The sequence below is a fragment of the Acinetobacter sp. DL27 genome, from assembly GCF_055810995.1.
The window spans coordinates 1,344,482-1,359,079 of record NZ_CM147947.1 but is presented as its reverse complement, the minus strand read 5'-3'; the positions used below and the strand labels follow the sequence as shown (position 1 = coordinate 1,359,079).

At 41.8% G+C, this 14,598-nt stretch carries 14 protein-coding genes; 6 read left to right on the top strand and 8 right to left on the bottom strand.

All coding sequences use genetic code 11. From position 1 onward, the window contains the following. The first annotated feature begins 14 nt into the window (after positions 1 to 14). The gene (locus AC0KVP_RS06525; RefSeq protein ID WP_004696625.1) at positions 15 to 416 is read left to right on the top strand and encodes a hypothetical protein; all 402 of its coding nucleotides are present in this window, start codon (positions 15 to 17) and stop codon (positions 414 to 416) included. A 60-nt stretch (positions 417 to 476) separates the two neighbouring features. On the opposite strand, the gene AC0KVP_RS06520 is transcribed toward AC0KVP_RS06525, so the two are convergent. Continuing rightward, positions 477 to 1,367 (bottom strand): LysR substrate-binding domain-containing protein, encoded by an 891-nt coding sequence (locus AC0KVP_RS06520; protein WP_473339752.1) that lies wholly within the window; start codon positions 1,365 to 1,367, stop codon positions 477 to 479. Positions 1,368 to 1,477: 110 nt separating this feature from the next. On the opposite strand from AC0KVP_RS06520, the gene dkgB reads away from it, so the two are divergent. Further along, complete coding sequence (gene dkgB, locus AC0KVP_RS06515) at positions 1,478 to 2,284, top strand: 2,5-didehydrogluconate reductase DkgB (protein WP_473339750.1); 807 nt, start codon at positions 1,478 to 1,480, stop codon at positions 2,282 to 2,284. 8 nt (positions 2,285 to 2,292) lie between these two features. Then, on the top strand, positions 2,293 to 3,462 hold the full coding sequence (locus tag AC0KVP_RS06510) for an MFS transporter (protein WP_473339748.1): 1,170 nt from the start codon (positions 2,293 to 2,295) through the stop codon (positions 3,460 to 3,462). Positions 3,463 to 3,521: 59 nt separating this feature from the next. Here AC0KVP_RS06510 and AC0KVP_RS06505 read toward each other — a convergent pair whose 3' ends face one another. The 3 genes from AC0KVP_RS06505 to AC0KVP_RS06495 form a co-directional block, all read right to left on the bottom strand. Beyond that, the gene (locus AC0KVP_RS06505) at positions 3,522 to 4,619 is read right to left on the bottom strand and encodes a YheT family hydrolase (protein WP_473339746.1); all 1,098 of its coding nucleotides are present in this window, start codon (positions 4,617 to 4,619) and stop codon (positions 3,522 to 3,524) included. Between the two features lie 81 nt (positions 4,620 to 4,700). Beyond that, complete coding sequence (locus AC0KVP_RS06500; protein ID WP_473339744.1) at positions 4,701 to 5,114, bottom strand: nuclear transport factor 2 family protein; 414 nt, start codon at positions 5,112 to 5,114, stop codon at positions 4,701 to 4,703. A 191-nt stretch (positions 5,115 to 5,305) separates the two neighbouring features. Beyond that, positions 5,306 to 7,330: an oxidoreductase gene (locus AC0KVP_RS06495; RefSeq protein ID WP_473339742.1), complete on the bottom strand. Its 2,025-nt coding sequence runs from the start codon at positions 7,328 to 7,330 to the stop codon at positions 5,306 to 5,308. 169 nt (positions 7,331 to 7,499) lie between these two features. Here AC0KVP_RS06495 and AC0KVP_RS06490 point away from each other — a divergent pair, with 169 nt between their 5' ends. Continuing rightward, on the top strand, positions 7,500 to 8,039 hold the full coding sequence (locus AC0KVP_RS06490; protein WP_039890479.1) for a PadR family transcriptional regulator: 540 nt from the start codon (positions 7,500 to 7,502) through the stop codon (positions 8,037 to 8,039). A 22-nt stretch (positions 8,040 to 8,061) separates the two neighbouring features. After that, positions 8,062 to 8,973: an alpha/beta fold hydrolase gene (locus tag AC0KVP_RS06485; protein WP_473339740.1), complete on the top strand. Its 912-nt coding sequence runs from the start codon at positions 8,062 to 8,064 to the stop codon at positions 8,971 to 8,973. A gap of 156 nt (positions 8,974 to 9,129) precedes the next feature. Here AC0KVP_RS06485 and AC0KVP_RS06480 read toward each other — a convergent pair whose 3' ends face one another. Genes AC0KVP_RS06480 through AC0KVP_RS06470 form a run of 3 tightly spaced genes read right to left on the bottom strand, consistent with a single transcriptional unit; the run spans position 9,130 to position 11,145 of the window. Beyond that, positions 9,130 to 9,909 (bottom strand): glutathione S-transferase N-terminal domain-containing protein, encoded by a 780-nt coding sequence (locus AC0KVP_RS06480; RefSeq protein WP_473339738.1) that lies wholly within the window; start codon positions 9,907 to 9,909, stop codon positions 9,130 to 9,132. 49 nt (positions 9,910 to 9,958) lie between these two features. Continuing rightward, positions 9,959 to 10,471, bottom strand: a complete 513-nt coding sequence (gene rraA, locus AC0KVP_RS06475; RefSeq protein WP_263507357.1) for a ribonuclease E activity regulator RraA — start codon at positions 10,469 to 10,471, stop codon at positions 9,959 to 9,961. An 8-nt stretch (positions 10,472 to 10,479) separates the two neighbouring features. After that, positions 10,480 to 11,145: a Rossmann-fold NAD(P)-binding domain-containing protein gene (locus tag AC0KVP_RS06470; RefSeq protein WP_062033114.1), complete on the bottom strand. Its 666-nt coding sequence runs from the start codon at positions 11,143 to 11,145 to the stop codon at positions 10,480 to 10,482. Between the two features lie 213 nt (positions 11,146 to 11,358). Here AC0KVP_RS06470 and rpsT point away from each other — a divergent pair, with 213 nt between their 5' ends. Next, positions 11,359 to 11,625: a 30S ribosomal protein S20 gene (gene rpsT, locus AC0KVP_RS06465; RefSeq protein WP_004696602.1), complete on the top strand. Its 267-nt coding sequence runs from the start codon at positions 11,359 to 11,361 to the stop codon at positions 11,623 to 11,625. 234 nt (positions 11,626 to 11,859) lie between these two features. On the opposite strand, the gene AC0KVP_RS06460 is transcribed toward rpsT, so the two are convergent. Further along, positions 11,860 to 14,538 (bottom strand): M66 family metalloprotease, encoded by a 2,679-nt coding sequence (locus AC0KVP_RS06460; protein WP_473339734.1) that lies wholly within the window; start codon positions 14,536 to 14,538, stop codon positions 11,860 to 11,862. Positions 14,539 to 14,598: the final 60 nt, after the last annotated feature.

Sequence of the window (14,598 nt, the reverse complement as noted above, 5' to 3'; positions counted from 1 at the left end):
GATTTTATGTAATTATGAATAAAAAACTTTTAATTTGTGGTGCCATTGCAGCAGGCTTACTATTAACAGCATGTGTAAAGAAAGAAGCGCCTAAAGAAGATGAACAAGAACAAGTTGAAGTCGTCACTACAGAGCAGCAACAAACTGTTGAACTTCAACCTTTAGCAGCGTCTGAGCCTGAGATTCCAGCGCAAGTTGAAGTGATTCGCGAAGAAACGCCGAATACCACTACTGAAATCCGTCGTGAAACGCCAGCACCTGCTCCAGCAGCTCAGCCTGCACCAAAAGCAGAAGCACCAAAAGCTGAAGAAAAACCAACGCAAGCACGTCCAAGTAATACAAACCCAAATACGCAAACTGAAGACGATGCCGTTGCAGCAGCCATTGCAGCAGCGACACCAGCTTTAGAAAACTAATCATCACCATTTAGATGATTAAAAAAAACCCGATATCAATCGGGTTTTTTTATTGCTAGCTTATAAATAGGCTTTTAATTTTTCGGCAAGAAAGTCAATAAATAAGCGAATACGCTTTGGCACATAGTTTTGTTGATAGTAGACCGCATGTATTTTCTGCTCTTTGATCTGAATTTGATCTTCCAACAAAGCAATGAATTGCCCATCTTGAATATCTTGCTCGACCATAAAGCGTGACAAACAGGCAATACCAGCCCCTTGCAATGCCAACTGACGAACCGTTTCTCCATTTGAGCATTTAATTTTGGCCTGAATAGTTAAAGGTTCATCCTCCAACTGTATAGGCCACGTATTTAAATGTGCAGGCTGACTAAAACCAAGCAAAGTATGTGAGCTTAATTCTGCTGCATTTTTAGGTAGACCATGTTTTTGTGCATAAATAGGACTTGCCACAATATATAACCGGCTTTTACACAGCAGCTTGGCATGTAAGCTTGAATCCGCCAACTCACCAAACCGAATCGCGACATCGGTTTTATGTTCAAGTAAATCTATGACCTGATCATGATTGGTAATTTCTATATCAATGTTTGGATAGTGCTGCATAAACTCTTCAATCAGCGGCACTATCACATGCAGCACAAAAGGCGTTGCCGAATCAATCCGAATTAAACCAGACGCCTCAGCATCATTATTTTGCAGACTTTCTTCAGCTTCGGTCAGGTCGAGTAAAATTTTACGTGCTTTTGTCAAAAACTGCTGCCCTTCATAGGTCAACTTGAGCTTCCGTGTCGTTCGCTCTAGCAAGGTCACATTCAACTTTGACTCTAGACGTTGCAAGGCTCGGCTGACACCCGATGTGGTTTGATCCAATTGCTGCGCAGCTTTGACGATAGAGCCACTATCAACAATGCTCACAAAAGCCGTTAATTCTTCTATGGTAGATTTCATGTGTAATTATTGATTAATAGTCAATAATATTTTGCAAATTACCCAGTTTTTAAGCAAGTCTTTTTTCTACAAAATAGCCTCATTCCATGAAACAAGTTATCGAGTAAAAAATGAATATCATTCCTCAATTCGGCCTAGGCACTTTCCGTTTAACAGGTGACACTGTCATTGAGTCTGTGAAAACTGCACTAGAAGTCGGTTATCGTGCGGTCGATACTGCTCAAATCTATGGTAATGAAGCCGAAGTTGGTCAAGCCATTGAACTTAGTGGTATCAATCGTCAAGATCTTTTTATCACCACAAAAATTTGGACGGAAAATTACTCAGCAGAAAAATTGATTCCAAGCTTAAAAGAAAGTTTGCATAAACTAAAAACCGATACAGTGAATCTAACCTTGATCCACTGGCCTGCCCCAAGTACAGGTGTGAACATTACGGAACTTATGCAGAACTTATTGGAGGCGAAACAACAAGGTTTGACCGAAAACATTGGTATTTCTAATTTCAATATTGAGCTGATTCAACAGGCGATTGAGAGTGTTGGGCTAGAAAACATCGCGACTAACCAAATTGAACTCAGTCCTTACCTACAAAACCATCAACTGGTTGATTTCCTCCAAGCTCAAAACATTGATGTCACTTCATATATGACACTGGCTTACGGTAAGGTTTTGAATGATCCTGTTTTAATGCACATCGCGCAGCAACATCAGGTATCGACGGCACAAATTAGCCTAGCTTGGGCCTTACAACGTGGTTTTGCAGTCATACCATCTTCAACCAAACGTGAACACTTGATGTCCAACTTAAAGGCACAAGAGATTCAACTGTCGAGTGAAGAAATGATGGCAATTACGCAATTAGACCGAAATCAACGTGAAGTTAATCCTGAAGGATTAGCACCGATTTGGGATTGAGCATCGCTATGAAAATTAATTTTCCACTTTTGGCGCTTGCGGTGGGTGCTTTTGCCATTGGAACCACCGAGTTTTCACCCATGGGATTTTTGCCTGAAATTGCCAACGATTTGTCCGTTTCAATTCCACAAGCCGGACTGCTAATTAGTGCCTATGCTGTAGGCGTCATGCTTGGGGCTCCGCTCATGACCTTATGGTTGGCACGCTTTCCTAAGAAAACAGCTTTAATCCTATTGATGGCTATTTTCACGATTGGGAATGTGTTGGCGACCATTGCACCTGATTATATGAGCTTAATGGGTGCACGTTTAATTACCAGTTTAAACCATGGTGCATTCTTTGGCTTAGGTTCGGTGGTGGCAGCTAGTGTTGTGCCTAAAGACAAACAAGCCAGTGCAGTCGCCATGATGTTTATGGGCCTCACCATTGCCAATATTGGCGGTGTGCCACTTGCAACGTGGCTCAGTCAAAATACCAGTTGGCGCATGGCTTTTGCTGCGATTTCAATCTTAGGCATTATGACCATGTTGGCACTAGGGAAAGCACTCCCGCAAGATCACGATGTGATTAAACCGAATGTGGCGAAGGAGTTGCGCGTTTTAACACGTGCGCCTGTCGTCCTTGCTTTATTAACCACAGTCATGAGCGCGGGCGCCATGTTTGCTTTATATACCTACATTGCTCCGAGCCTACACGTATTTATGCAGGCATCACCGCAAACCATCACCTTGATGTTGGTTTTAATCGGGATCGGCTTCTCGATTGGTAATCATTTGGGTGGAAAGTTTGCCGATCTATCCTTAGAGAAAACCCTGATTGGCTCCCTTGTACTTTTAATGGTGATGATGCTTGTTTTCCCAGTATTAGCACAAACAACCGTTGGTGCAGCGATTGGCTTGGTGATTTGGGGTGCGGCGGCATTTGCGGTAGTACCACCACTGCAAATGCGCGTCATGTCAGTCGCAGCAGATGCGCCTGGTCTCGCCTCTTCAGTTAACATTGGCGCGTTTAACTTAGGCAATGCCTTAGGTGCCTTTGCAGGTGCAACGGTACTGAGTATGCAACTCAGCTATGCAGCGGTTTCATATGCAGGTGCAGCACTCAGCTTTATGGCCTTGATCTTAGTTTTACTGCAGATGAAATTTGGTCTCAGTAAGAAAGCTTGTGAAGCCGTTTAAGCTTTTACACTGCTGAACCAATCAAAAAAAGACCTACACAGCTGTAGGTCTTTTTATATTTAGTGTTTTTGTTGTTCCAGTTTCAAAAAGTCCGCAATCAGCTTGGTTGCCCAAGACTCAGTATTGAGTGCCCCTTCATAGAAGCCACAATGACTACCTTTTTTGGTGGTCACTACCGCAATATTCGGCATTTGACGGATCATGTCTTTATACGGTTCAAAATTTTTAATGTGACAGACGGGATCATCCTCTGCATTTAAAATCAGCAATGGAATGGTGACATTTTCAAATACATAGATTGGGTTTGTGGCTTGGTTATAACTGTCATAGTCCACATAACCCGCCATTTCATAATAACTCGACTCAAACTCAGCCAAGGTTTTAGTCATTAAGACCTGCGACACAGACGCTGTTTGTTGCCACGTTTGCTGGTAGGGAAAAATAAATTTCTTAAACAGTTTCTTGGTCATGACTTTACTATAAAAGGGATGCACATTTACAAAACCTAACTCCGTGTTATAACCCGGACACAGGGCAAAGGCCGCCTTAAAAGGTGTTTGACTCCCTTCTTCGCCCAAATAACGCACCAAAAGCCCCGTTCCTGCAGAAGAGCCTACCGCATACAACATTGAACTTGGAAATGTACTTTGAATAAACGCAATTTGTTCACGTAAATCATCGGTTGAACCAAAAAGATTCATTTTGGGTACAGGCATTGGAAGGTCTGCATGTCCACGGCGTAAGCACAGTGCAACACGCCAACCCGTATAGCGATTTAAGTCACGCACCACTTCACGCATACTTTCAGGAGAGCCTGTAATCGTATGCATAACCACAACCGTTGGCGTCGCTTCAGGCAAATCATAACCAAACCACATGATGCCAGTGACCCCACCGTCTTGCATCTCTAACTGATCAAAATGATCGTATTCCAATTGAATCTGACGCTTGCGAATCACATCAAAATACAAAAGATGAGCATGGGTGTTGGATAACCACGGCGTTGGTCGGTACTTTTCTTGAAGCTGTGTAAGCGCCCCAACAGTCTCTTGAATTTGCCCTTGCGAGTTAATATAGAGCTTAGGTTGTTCCGCACCAGTCACTCGATCCCACGCCGTTTGGCTTAATTGGTTTAGCAAACTGAACACAGCATTCATAACAGTACCTTCTTTTTTCCTATCTTTCTTGGTGATGCATCAATTTTCGTGCCTAACTATAAATAACAAGTCACACGTTTATCATCCAGCTTGAGGTGCAAAAGCTGCCATTCGCTGTCCCATTTGTACAGCTAAGGCCTCTAGCCCAGATTTAGGACGGATCATCACTTCAAAGTCTACAATTTGACCTTGCTCATTAAAACGAATCATGTCAATCCCTTTGAGCTTTTTTTCGCCGACATTGGCAGAAAACTCAAGGACAACACTTAAACCATCTTCTGTAAAAAATTCACGGTGGTAAGTAAAGTTTTCAAAAACCTGAATCACATTACTTAAAATAAAAAAAACCACTTGCTTACCCGGATAAGGGTTAAATGCCACAGGTGAACGGAACACGACATTTTCTGCTAAAAGCTCATTTAAGATGCTCATATCACGAGTCGTGACCATATCATGCCAGCGTACCAATGCTTGTTTTGTTGTTGCTAAACTCATTCTTATATCCTTATGAAAGTGAATCCACTCAAATCTGCAATAAAGGCACCTTCTCTTACACCACATACGTTTCATGGAAAAGGCAACACGAGGGAAAAGATAATCTTTTAGAAAATACCTCTTCCAAACCCTCTCCTCACAGGAGAGGGAGCTTTATTACAAATTTTAAGCGGATAAATGATTATTATCGATTAAATGGTCGCAGCCAGTTCAGCGCCTTGACGAATCGCACGCTTCGCATCTAACTCACCTGCTTCTTTCGCACCACCAATTAAATGCACATTTTTACCATCGGCTTTTAATTGGTCATACATTGCAGTATAAGACTCTTGTCCTGCACAGATAATCACGTGATCAACTTCTAAAACCGTTGGCTGATCATTCACTGTAATGTGGAGACCTTGATCATCAATTTTGTCGTAGCTTGCACCTGCAATCATTTTTACATCTCGATGTTTTAGTCCCGTACGGTGAATCCAACCCGTGGTTTTACCTAAGCTTGCACCGACTGCCTTCGCTTTACGCTGTAGGAGGTAAATTTCACGATCTGACTGCTCCAAGACTGGCTGTTTTAAGCCGCCGACATGTGCATAGCTGGTGTCGATGCCCCACTCATCATAGAATTTTTGTGGGTTTAAACTACCGCTTTCACCTTCATGGCTTAAGTATTCTGCTGTATCGAAACCAATACCACCCGCACCAATAATCGCGACTTTTTTACCGACGGGCTTACGCTCACGTAGAACTTCGATATAGCTCAACACTTTCGGATGATCAATCCCTTCAATAGTCAGCTCACGCGGAGTCACACCCGTTGCAACCACAATATCATCAAACTCAGACTGGCTTAATTCTTCATAGCTTGCAGTATGGTTCAGCACTAATTTAATATTCGGTTGTAATTCAATTTTACGTTTGAAATAACGCAGTGTTTCGTAAAACTCTTCTTTACCGGGAATAGTCTTCGCAATATTAAACTGACCACCAATCTGACTTGCTGCATCAAAAACAGTCACTTGATGCCCACGGTCAGCCACATAAGTCGCAAAACTCAAACCTGCAGGCCCAGCACCAATCACCGCAATATTTTTCTTAACTGCACTTTCTTTAAAAATAAGTTCAGTTTCATAGCATGCACGCGGATTGACTAAACACGTCGCAATTTGCATGGAGAAAATTTGATCTAAACAGGCTTGGTTACAACCAATACAAGTATTGATTTCATCACTACGGCCTTGTTCTGCTTTGAGTACAAACTCAGCATCTGCAAGCATTGGGCGTGCCATCGACACCATATCCGCATCACCCTGAGCCAAAACATGTTCAGCCATTTCAGGGGTATTAATACGGTTAGACGTCACTAAAGGAATATGAACCGAACCTTTTAGCTTCTTGGTCACCCATGTAAATGCCGCACGTGGCACTTTGGTTGCAATCGTTGGAATACGCGCTTCATGCCAACCAATACCTGTGTTGATAATGGTTGCACCCGCCTTTTCAATTTCTTTGGCAAGCTGAATCACTTCTTCTAAAGTCGAACCACCTTCAACCAAATCCAACATTGAAAGACGATAAATAATAATAAAGTTTTCACCCACTTCTGCACGAGTGCGTTTTACGATTTCAATCGGGAAACGAATACGGTTTTCATAGCTTCCACCCCATTCATCATCACGATGATTGGTACGTGCCGCAATGAATTCATTGATTAAGTAGCCTTCTGAGCCCATGATTTCAACACCATCATAGCCAGCAACTTGTGACAATTTTGCACAATTCACAAAGTCCGCAATAGTCTGATTCACTTCAGCAGAAGTCAAAGCATGTGGTTTTACAGGGTTAATCGGTGCTTGAATTGCAGAAGGTGCAACGTTTTCAGCCTGATAAGAATAACGACCTGTATGTAAAATCTGTAATGCAATTTTACCACCCGCATCATGTACGGCTTGTGTGATGACTTTATGCTTTTCCGCTTCTTCTAAAGTATCTAACTTAGAACCACCGTGAAAAGTCACACCATGATCATTCGGTGAAATACCACCTGTTACGATTAGCCCTACACCGCCAGCGGCACGCTCTGCATAAAATGCCGCCATGCGATCATAACCACCTTCAACTTCTTCAAGTCCAACGTGCATAGATCCCATTAATACGCGGTTTTTTAATGTGGTAAAGCCTAAATCTAAAGGCGCAAGTAAATGCGGATAATTAGACATGTGTACTCCTTGGCGTGCTTTCGCTGGCTGGTATTTTAAATACAAGGTTAGATCAAATTATTTAATGCAACAAGTTGCATAATGTTTATCTTTATAATCGAGATTTGTTTTTTATGCAACATGTTGCATAATGACTCTACGTCCATTTTATTTGCGAAATATTACCGAAATGTCATTAGCTCATGTTTTATTGACCAGTTTGATTGAAAAACCAAGCACAGGTATTGAGTTAGCGCGTCGTTTTGACCGTTCAATGGGCTTCTTTTGGAATGCAACACATCAACAGATATATAGAGAACTTAGCGCTATGCAGAGCAAAGGCTGGATTTCAACAGTAGAAGATGATGGTGCTACCTCGCGTAAAAAAACCTATCAAGCAGAACAGCTTGGACGTACAGAACTTGCGGACTGGTTAGTAAAGCAAAGCCCACCTGCCCAGCTCCGTGAAGAACTGATGGTGAGACTGCGTGTTGAGGCTCAGCTTGGTGGCAATACAGTTTTGCCTGAACTTGAACGCCATCTGATCCTACACAAAGAAAAATTGCAGATCTACCAAAGTATTTTTGCCAAAGACTTTGGTCATGCTGAAGAAAATGATCGTACCTTATATATTCATAAAATGATTTTACAACTTGGAATTAATTTAGAATGTGGTTGGATTGAGTGGCTAGAGACCATGATTCCAGCGCTTAAAAACTTCGAAAAATAATAAGCCACGCAAAGGATGGACCATGCCACATTATTTAATGCCAGATGGCGAAAAACTCTATGTTCGAGAATTTGGACAAGGCACACCTGTACTGGTTTTATCTGGCTTAGGGATGCAAAGTTGGCAATGGCTGCCTTTTTTATATCAACACCGTAAAAAGTACCGCTTTTACATTCCTGACTGGCGGGGTTTTGGTGGTTCAGCACAGTGCAAAATTCCCACACTGGATGCAATTTCCAGCCACTGGCAAGATTTAAACTGCTTTCTAAATCAATATGCTGATACAGCATTCCATGTGATTGCCTACTCTATGGGCGCCACGACAGCCATGCATGGTATGCAATATGGTCGCTTTCAAGACCATATCAGTAGCTATTTACACATTGACCAAACTCCCAAGATTAGCGTAGATGCAGACTGGCCACATGGTTTATTTGCTGAAAAGCATGCTGACTTCAAAGTCATCCTACAAAACATTGCAGACCTATTGGCCCAAAATGCACAGTATCGTTTGGTCTCAGACTTAACAGCGTCTATGCGTACAGAACTGGTTAAGCAATGGTTGGCTTTTATTCAACTACAAGCCACGCCATCTCGAACTACGGCCTTATTTCAAAAAGCATTTCAACAGCCATACTTGCAAAAATTCATGCTCCGGATCCAGCGTTTAGACTATATGGCTTGGTATATTCAAAATTATCTTGATCATCAAGAAGACTATCGCAGTGCCCTCCGTCAGATTGACCGACCAGCTACATTTTTTATTGGTGAAGACTCTAAACTTTATCCTGCTCAAGGACAAAAGCTGATTGCCTCAAGCGTACCGCATGCCAAAACGGTGATCTTTAAAAAATCTGGGCATACGCCTTTATTGAGTGAACCGCACAAATTCTCCCAAGAAATTACACGTTTCCTCAACGCCACGAATATTTAAATGCATGTCGTATTATCAATCAAATAATGAATATTTTTATAAAAACTAAATATATATACACTTAATCATTGCATTGTAATGACAAAAACCAGATCAACCCGATAAAACACCAATGTTTAGGAATTAAAAAAGGCATCTCTAAGAGATGCCTTTTTCTTATGCTGCATAGGTCTGCTTGAGATAAGCAACAATATCTGCCGACTCAAACAAAGCCGTTTCTGTATTCGGATCAACCAAATATGGCACTTGAATATCACGCCCCATCACCTGCATGACTTGCTCACGCTTTCCACCTGCCAAAGGTACATACTTGCCCGGCTTTAAACGCAGTACTGCTGGGCCTTGATCTTGCCAACGTTCTTTAGGCACATTATGAAACTTAAAAGGGAGTTCCAACTCGGTCAGTAAACCACGGACAATCCGAGTATAAGGACTGGCTTCAAATCCCCAAAGTTGTAACAGCTGTTCTGGCGCTACGCGATCTTTAATACTCTTGTTGATCCACACCCCACTCGCACCATTTACCAATGTCCCGACATAAGCAACATAAGGTGTTTTGGGATAATGTGCATACTTTTTCGGTATTTTACCACTGCGACCATATTGTTCAAACAAGTAGTGAATAATATCTTCAGACTCGTATAGCTTGGTGTTGGTGTTTTCATCGAGTAAAAAAGGAAATTGGGTTTTCCCACCCAACTGTTTCACCAAAGGACGATATTTAGTTCCACCCTTAGGACATGGATACACTTCATAATCCAAGTTCAACAAAGTCAGTACTTCACGCACACGACGACAATATGGCGAGCCTTCAAACTCATAGAGCTTTAAAGGTTGCTCAGGTTGTTTAGGATGCGGCGTTCCTGTTACACCACGCCCACCTTGCGCAAGCCCCGAAAAAAGAGCCTGAATCACTTTAATTTGATGCTTCACCATATTACACGTCCATATCTTTTGTTTATGTTGTTATGAGTCTGGTTGGTGCTTATTCATCGACCAGTTTTTCTTTTGCAATGACAATACCGTTATTATCCGCATAGAGATAATGACCTGCTTGAATGGTGACACCACCAAAATGCAGGCTGATATCAACTTCCCCTACACCCTTACGGTTACTTTTTTGTGGAATGGCGGCTAAAGCATGCACCCCTAAATCCAGTTCAGCAATCGCATCTACATCACGGACACAGCCATAAATCACCACACCATTCCAGTGATTTTTGACTGCTGACTCTGCAATTAAGTCTCCCATCAAGGCACAGCGCATCGAAGCGCCACCATCCACAACCAATACTTTACCCGTACCATCTGTTGCTAACAGCTCTTTCACCCGAGAGTTATCTTCAAAGCATTTAACCGTAACCACCTGACCACCAAAGGTTTTACGCGCACCATAGCTCTTAAAGAACTTACCATCCATTGATGGGCTAACCACTTGTAAATCAAGTTCAGGATGATCATCCAATAAATCGCATGTCACAAATGCTGTCGTCACCACACTTCCCCTCATTTTGTCTTTTGTATGCGTAAATTATCATATATTTCAAATTTCTCGGTCTGCGTTTGGGCAGCCTCGACCATAGTATGAGCCACTTGTTCTGCTGTCACTGGCTTATATTTAAAATGCTTTGGTATAAAATGCGATAGTTTGGTATAAGCCTTTTGGAATATATCTTCCAACATGCGACCTTCATTACGCTGTCCGATCAGTAAGGATGGCTGCATAATACTGACCTTATATAAATCGAGTCCACGAATGGTCTCTTCAAGCTCACCTTTGACGCGATTATAGAAAATTTTTGAATTGGCTTGCGCGCCCAAGGCACTGATCAACACATAATGGGTTTTGGTCAAAACAAACAATTCAGCAAAATGTGCATTCACCACATAGTCGATGGCATAAAACTGCTCTTTTGAGCCAGCTTTCTTTAAAGTCGTCCCCAAACAACTAAAAGCATGACTGTAGCCCTGAACATCCTCATGGTTGAGTAATAAAAAATCATCCAGCTCCAGTTGCTGAACTTTGTCATACCGATCGAGCTGCACATTATGCTTTCTGACCACAGCCAGTATTTTGCTACAACTTGGCAGTTGTTGTAATTGTTGAATCAGGTTTAAGCCCACCAAACCCGTTGCTCCAATCACAATCGCTTGTTCTATATTTTGTGTCATTTTTATACAAACTCCCATGCAGATGGCTAATCTTACCTTTTCTTTAGAATTTTTATGTATCTTAAATATAGTCAAAGCATGTCAAGACTTGACTTCACTGCGTATATTAATCAAAATATGCCACTTGTTTACGGGCTGGTGATTGTTCTTCTGATGTGGTTTTCAGTTTGAATTTCAGCCCGCCCAGACCAATCTATTTCAAGGAGTGCACGAGTGGCAAACTCTGCTCAAGCTAAAAAACGTGCTCGTCAAAACGTTAAAGCACGCAAACACAACGCAAGCTTACGTTCTATGGTTCGTACTTACATCAAACGTACAGTAGCTGCTATCGCTGCTGGTGATTACGCAGTTGCTTCTGAAGCATACAAAACTGCTGTACCAGTAATCGACCGTATGGCTGATAAAGGCATCATCCATAAGAACAAAGCTGCTCGTCATAAGAGCCGTTTAAATGCACAAGTTAAAGCTTTAGCTAACTAATTTATGCATTAAAAAAAGCCCTTTTTAAAGGGCTTTTTTTGTATCTAATTTTTGAACCTTCTAACGCCTAAACCTTTTCCAATATATCTGTTACTTAACAATACAGCTTAAAACCCAAATAAAATCTAGCAAGTGCTCTCTAGCACCCACGAGAACATCTATTTACAAAAAAAGCCCCCTTTTAGGGAGCTCGTTTTCATTTCATGTTAAAGCATTTGTCAAATGAGCAGTGGTTTAATTCAAAGATTGAGTTTTCAGATTTTTCACTAAAATACCAATATTTCTTGATGTTGCCCCAGCTAAAATCAAGCTTGTATTTTGGTTCAGCATTGTCCATTTTTGATTATTATTTCCAGAGCAGCCATATCGAATTGCAATCTGACGGTTATTTACCAAATTACCCGAGTTTAGATCTAAGCACTGTCCTGATTGTTTAATAGCAGACGTCGTCGCATCCATTGACCACACTTGTGCTGTATTATTCGCCACACAGTCAGTCAAGGTGACTTTAGCACTTCCTCCATTACCCGTTAAACATTGTCCCATAGCCGCTTTACTATGGATACGTCCTAAACTGTCATAAACCCACTGCTCCGTATCATCAGCAGTACAAGCCGATGGACCACTAATGTAAACATCCATTTTTTGGTTAGATGCCAGCTCTGTTTTTAAGCAATTCTTGTTATTTTTTAACAATCCACTTTGTGCAAGTGGGTCATCTTGTTGTAAACCCAGCTGTTTGATAAAAGCCTTGAGTGCATCAATCGCAGCAGGTACATCTTTGGCCAAATCATCATAATAAACATTTACCCAACGATTTAAACGCATCCATCTAGTTTCTTGCTCTTCATAACGCTCAAGTACCTGCTGTGCAGCTAAACTCATCTCATTTTTATACGATTTATAAGCCTGATAAAGCATTAAACCGTTTGGTGACAAAACAATAAGATTGTTCGCCGCCTGATTCAGTAGCTCTCGCTCAAGTAGAGGCAACTCTACATCGCGTAAGGCTTTATAACCCTGTGCTTTACCAATCTTAACTGCAGGCGTAATAGCCGTAGCATATTGGGGAATCACTGTCGTCGATAATAATTTGGCAGCAGCATTGACCTGCTTACAATATAAATCAACTTTCTGAGGATGATCTGCAAGCGCTAAATTGACATGTAATTTATTGGCATTACTACCTAATCGTGTCGGAGCCAGTGCAATATTGGTTACTGTATTTGGATACTGTACATTTAACCAACATGCATCCTGATTTAACGCCGTATTTGCAGTGGGTAAATCATAGACATTGCCCCAGTTTGAACGTGCCGCAGGATATAGTAGCCCAACCTTTGCAACAGGGTCATAGCCACCCAAAATGGTCACTACAGGCTCACCAAAGACACGTGGGCGTAAATAGTTTTGCTTTGGTTGATACCAAACAGGTGCTGAAGAATTGGGCATCTTCTCTTGAAACACTTCCATTTGCCTAGTCTTAGCATTCCACTTTTTATAACCCGTCGGTGAAGTCTTGTCCCACACTAAGAGTTTATTAAATTGAGGTTGAATTTTTTCGAAGGTGCTGTAACCCGTATAGTGGGTATAACGTGAAACTGAGCTTGATGCATAACCACCAGACATGGCATCTCGGCTATGTGGATATAAAGCCAAGAAATTTGCAATTCGTGTAGAAGCAGCCCATAAATCCTTATTATTCCAAATCAAATTACCCCGCATCATATTGCGATACGGAATATAACCCCAACCACTGTTCGCATGATGTGACGTCCAGAAATCATTACCCTTCTCCTGCCCAGGATAATGTCCCAATCCATAGTGGTGTCCAATTTCATGACTAAATTCATTCCCAACCGAATCATACAAAGTTAGCATGCCGTTACCACCACTTAAGCCATGATTACTTTCGCCATTGGCATATTTTCCACGGCTATGGTGTGCAACTACGGTTTGGGTTAATTGTGGTTGATCTTGATTTGCCATCGAAGCACTGGTAATTCCCCAGTTTGCTAGATTAATGCCTACACTAAATGTCGACTTACCCACGTTTTCACGCATGTCACCCTCATAAACCCCGCCTTGGCTGGCACTTGCCGTATCGTAAATCGTCCCGTCGGCAATCATGACGCGATCTAACTGAATATCATCATATTTTGCAACGATCATTTCAGCAGCTGGAATCGTTTGAAAGTAATCTGAACCTGCCCGAACAGGATCATTCAGCATATAGTGACCATTGGAAACAGGAGGAGCCGTTAACATGCCGATACGAATATTATTTAAGACCAACTCTCCCGGAGAGGCAAAATCAATTTTATCCTCCGCGATTTGCCCCTGACGACCAAGAGAATCTTTAAGCTGAATACGTAAACCTGGACGTATTTCATCCCAATTGAGTCGAGCACTCCACGCACGCTTACTATATTGCACACGCGGACGGTCATCGGTATTGGTTTGATCAGACTGAGGAATCTGAGTTGGATCGTTAAATGTAACTGTGCGGAGCAACTGATTATTCATGTAAATATCAGCACTCAGACCATCAATTTTCCCCATGCTATCAGTTGGCGTAACTAACAATAGCGCTTCTTTTTCCATCGTCAGACGCGGCATTTTTTTACTTTCATTACCATTTGGATCAACCACATGACTCTGACCAAATTGCAGCATTGCTTCGAAGTTACCAGTTAAGTCATTTCGTATCACACGCCTATTGGAGTTTGCATCGTAATCAAAATAACCCAATGTATTTACATCAGCCACATCCTGTGTAGGCTCCGCATAGGTTTTCACTACAGGCGTTGTAGAGTTTTCGGTTCCACTCTCTCCACCTCCACACGCAGCAAGCATCAGCGTTACAACACAAAGACTTAGCTTGCAATACAAGAACTCATTCACACTTTTCACATCTTCCCCCAAAATAGTCACAAATAAAATTAAATAATCATTAATAACTTATATAAATCA

Excerpts from the sequence above, each read along its gene's own strand:
- AC0KVP_RS06500 (WP_473339744.1), bottom strand. The coding sequence starts at position 5,114 with ATGAGTTTAGCAACAACAAAACAAGCATTGGTACGCTGGCATGATATG.
- AC0KVP_RS06490 (WP_039890479.1), top strand. The coding sequence starts at position 7,500 with ATGTCATTAGCTCATGTTTTATTGACCAGTTTGATTGAAAAACCAAGC.
- AC0KVP_RS06520 (WP_473339752.1), bottom strand. The coding sequence starts at position 1,367 with ATGAAATCTACCATAGAAGAATTAACGGCTTTTGTGAGCATTGTTGAT.
- AC0KVP_RS06525 (WP_004696625.1), top strand. The coding sequence starts at position 15 with ATGAATAAAAAACTTTTAATTTGTGGTGCCATTGCAGCAGGCTTACTA.
- AC0KVP_RS06505 (WP_473339746.1), bottom strand. The coding sequence starts at position 4,619 with ATGAATGCTGTGTTCAGTTTGCTAAACCAATTAAGCCAAACGGCGTGG.
- AC0KVP_RS06470 (WP_062033114.1), bottom strand. The coding sequence starts at position 11,145 with ATGACACAAAATATAGAACAAGCGATTGTGATTGGAGCAACGGGTTTG.
- AC0KVP_RS06480 (WP_473339738.1), bottom strand. The coding sequence starts at position 9,909 with ATGGTGAAGCATCAAATTAAAGTGATTCAGGCTCTTTTTTCGGGGCTT.
- dkgB (WP_473339750.1), top strand. The coding sequence starts at position 1,478 with ATGAATATCATTCCTCAATTCGGCCTAGGCACTTTCCGTTTAACAGGT.
- AC0KVP_RS06495 (WP_473339742.1), bottom strand. The coding sequence starts at position 7,330 with ATGTCTAATTATCCGCATTTACTTGCGCCTTTAGATTTAGGCTTTACC.
- AC0KVP_RS06485 (WP_473339740.1), top strand. The coding sequence starts at position 8,062 with ATGCCACATTATTTAATGCCAGATGGCGAAAAACTCTATGTTCGAGAA.
- AC0KVP_RS06510 (WP_473339748.1), top strand. The coding sequence starts at position 2,293 with ATGAAAATTAATTTTCCACTTTTGGCGCTTGCGGTGGGTGCTTTTGCC.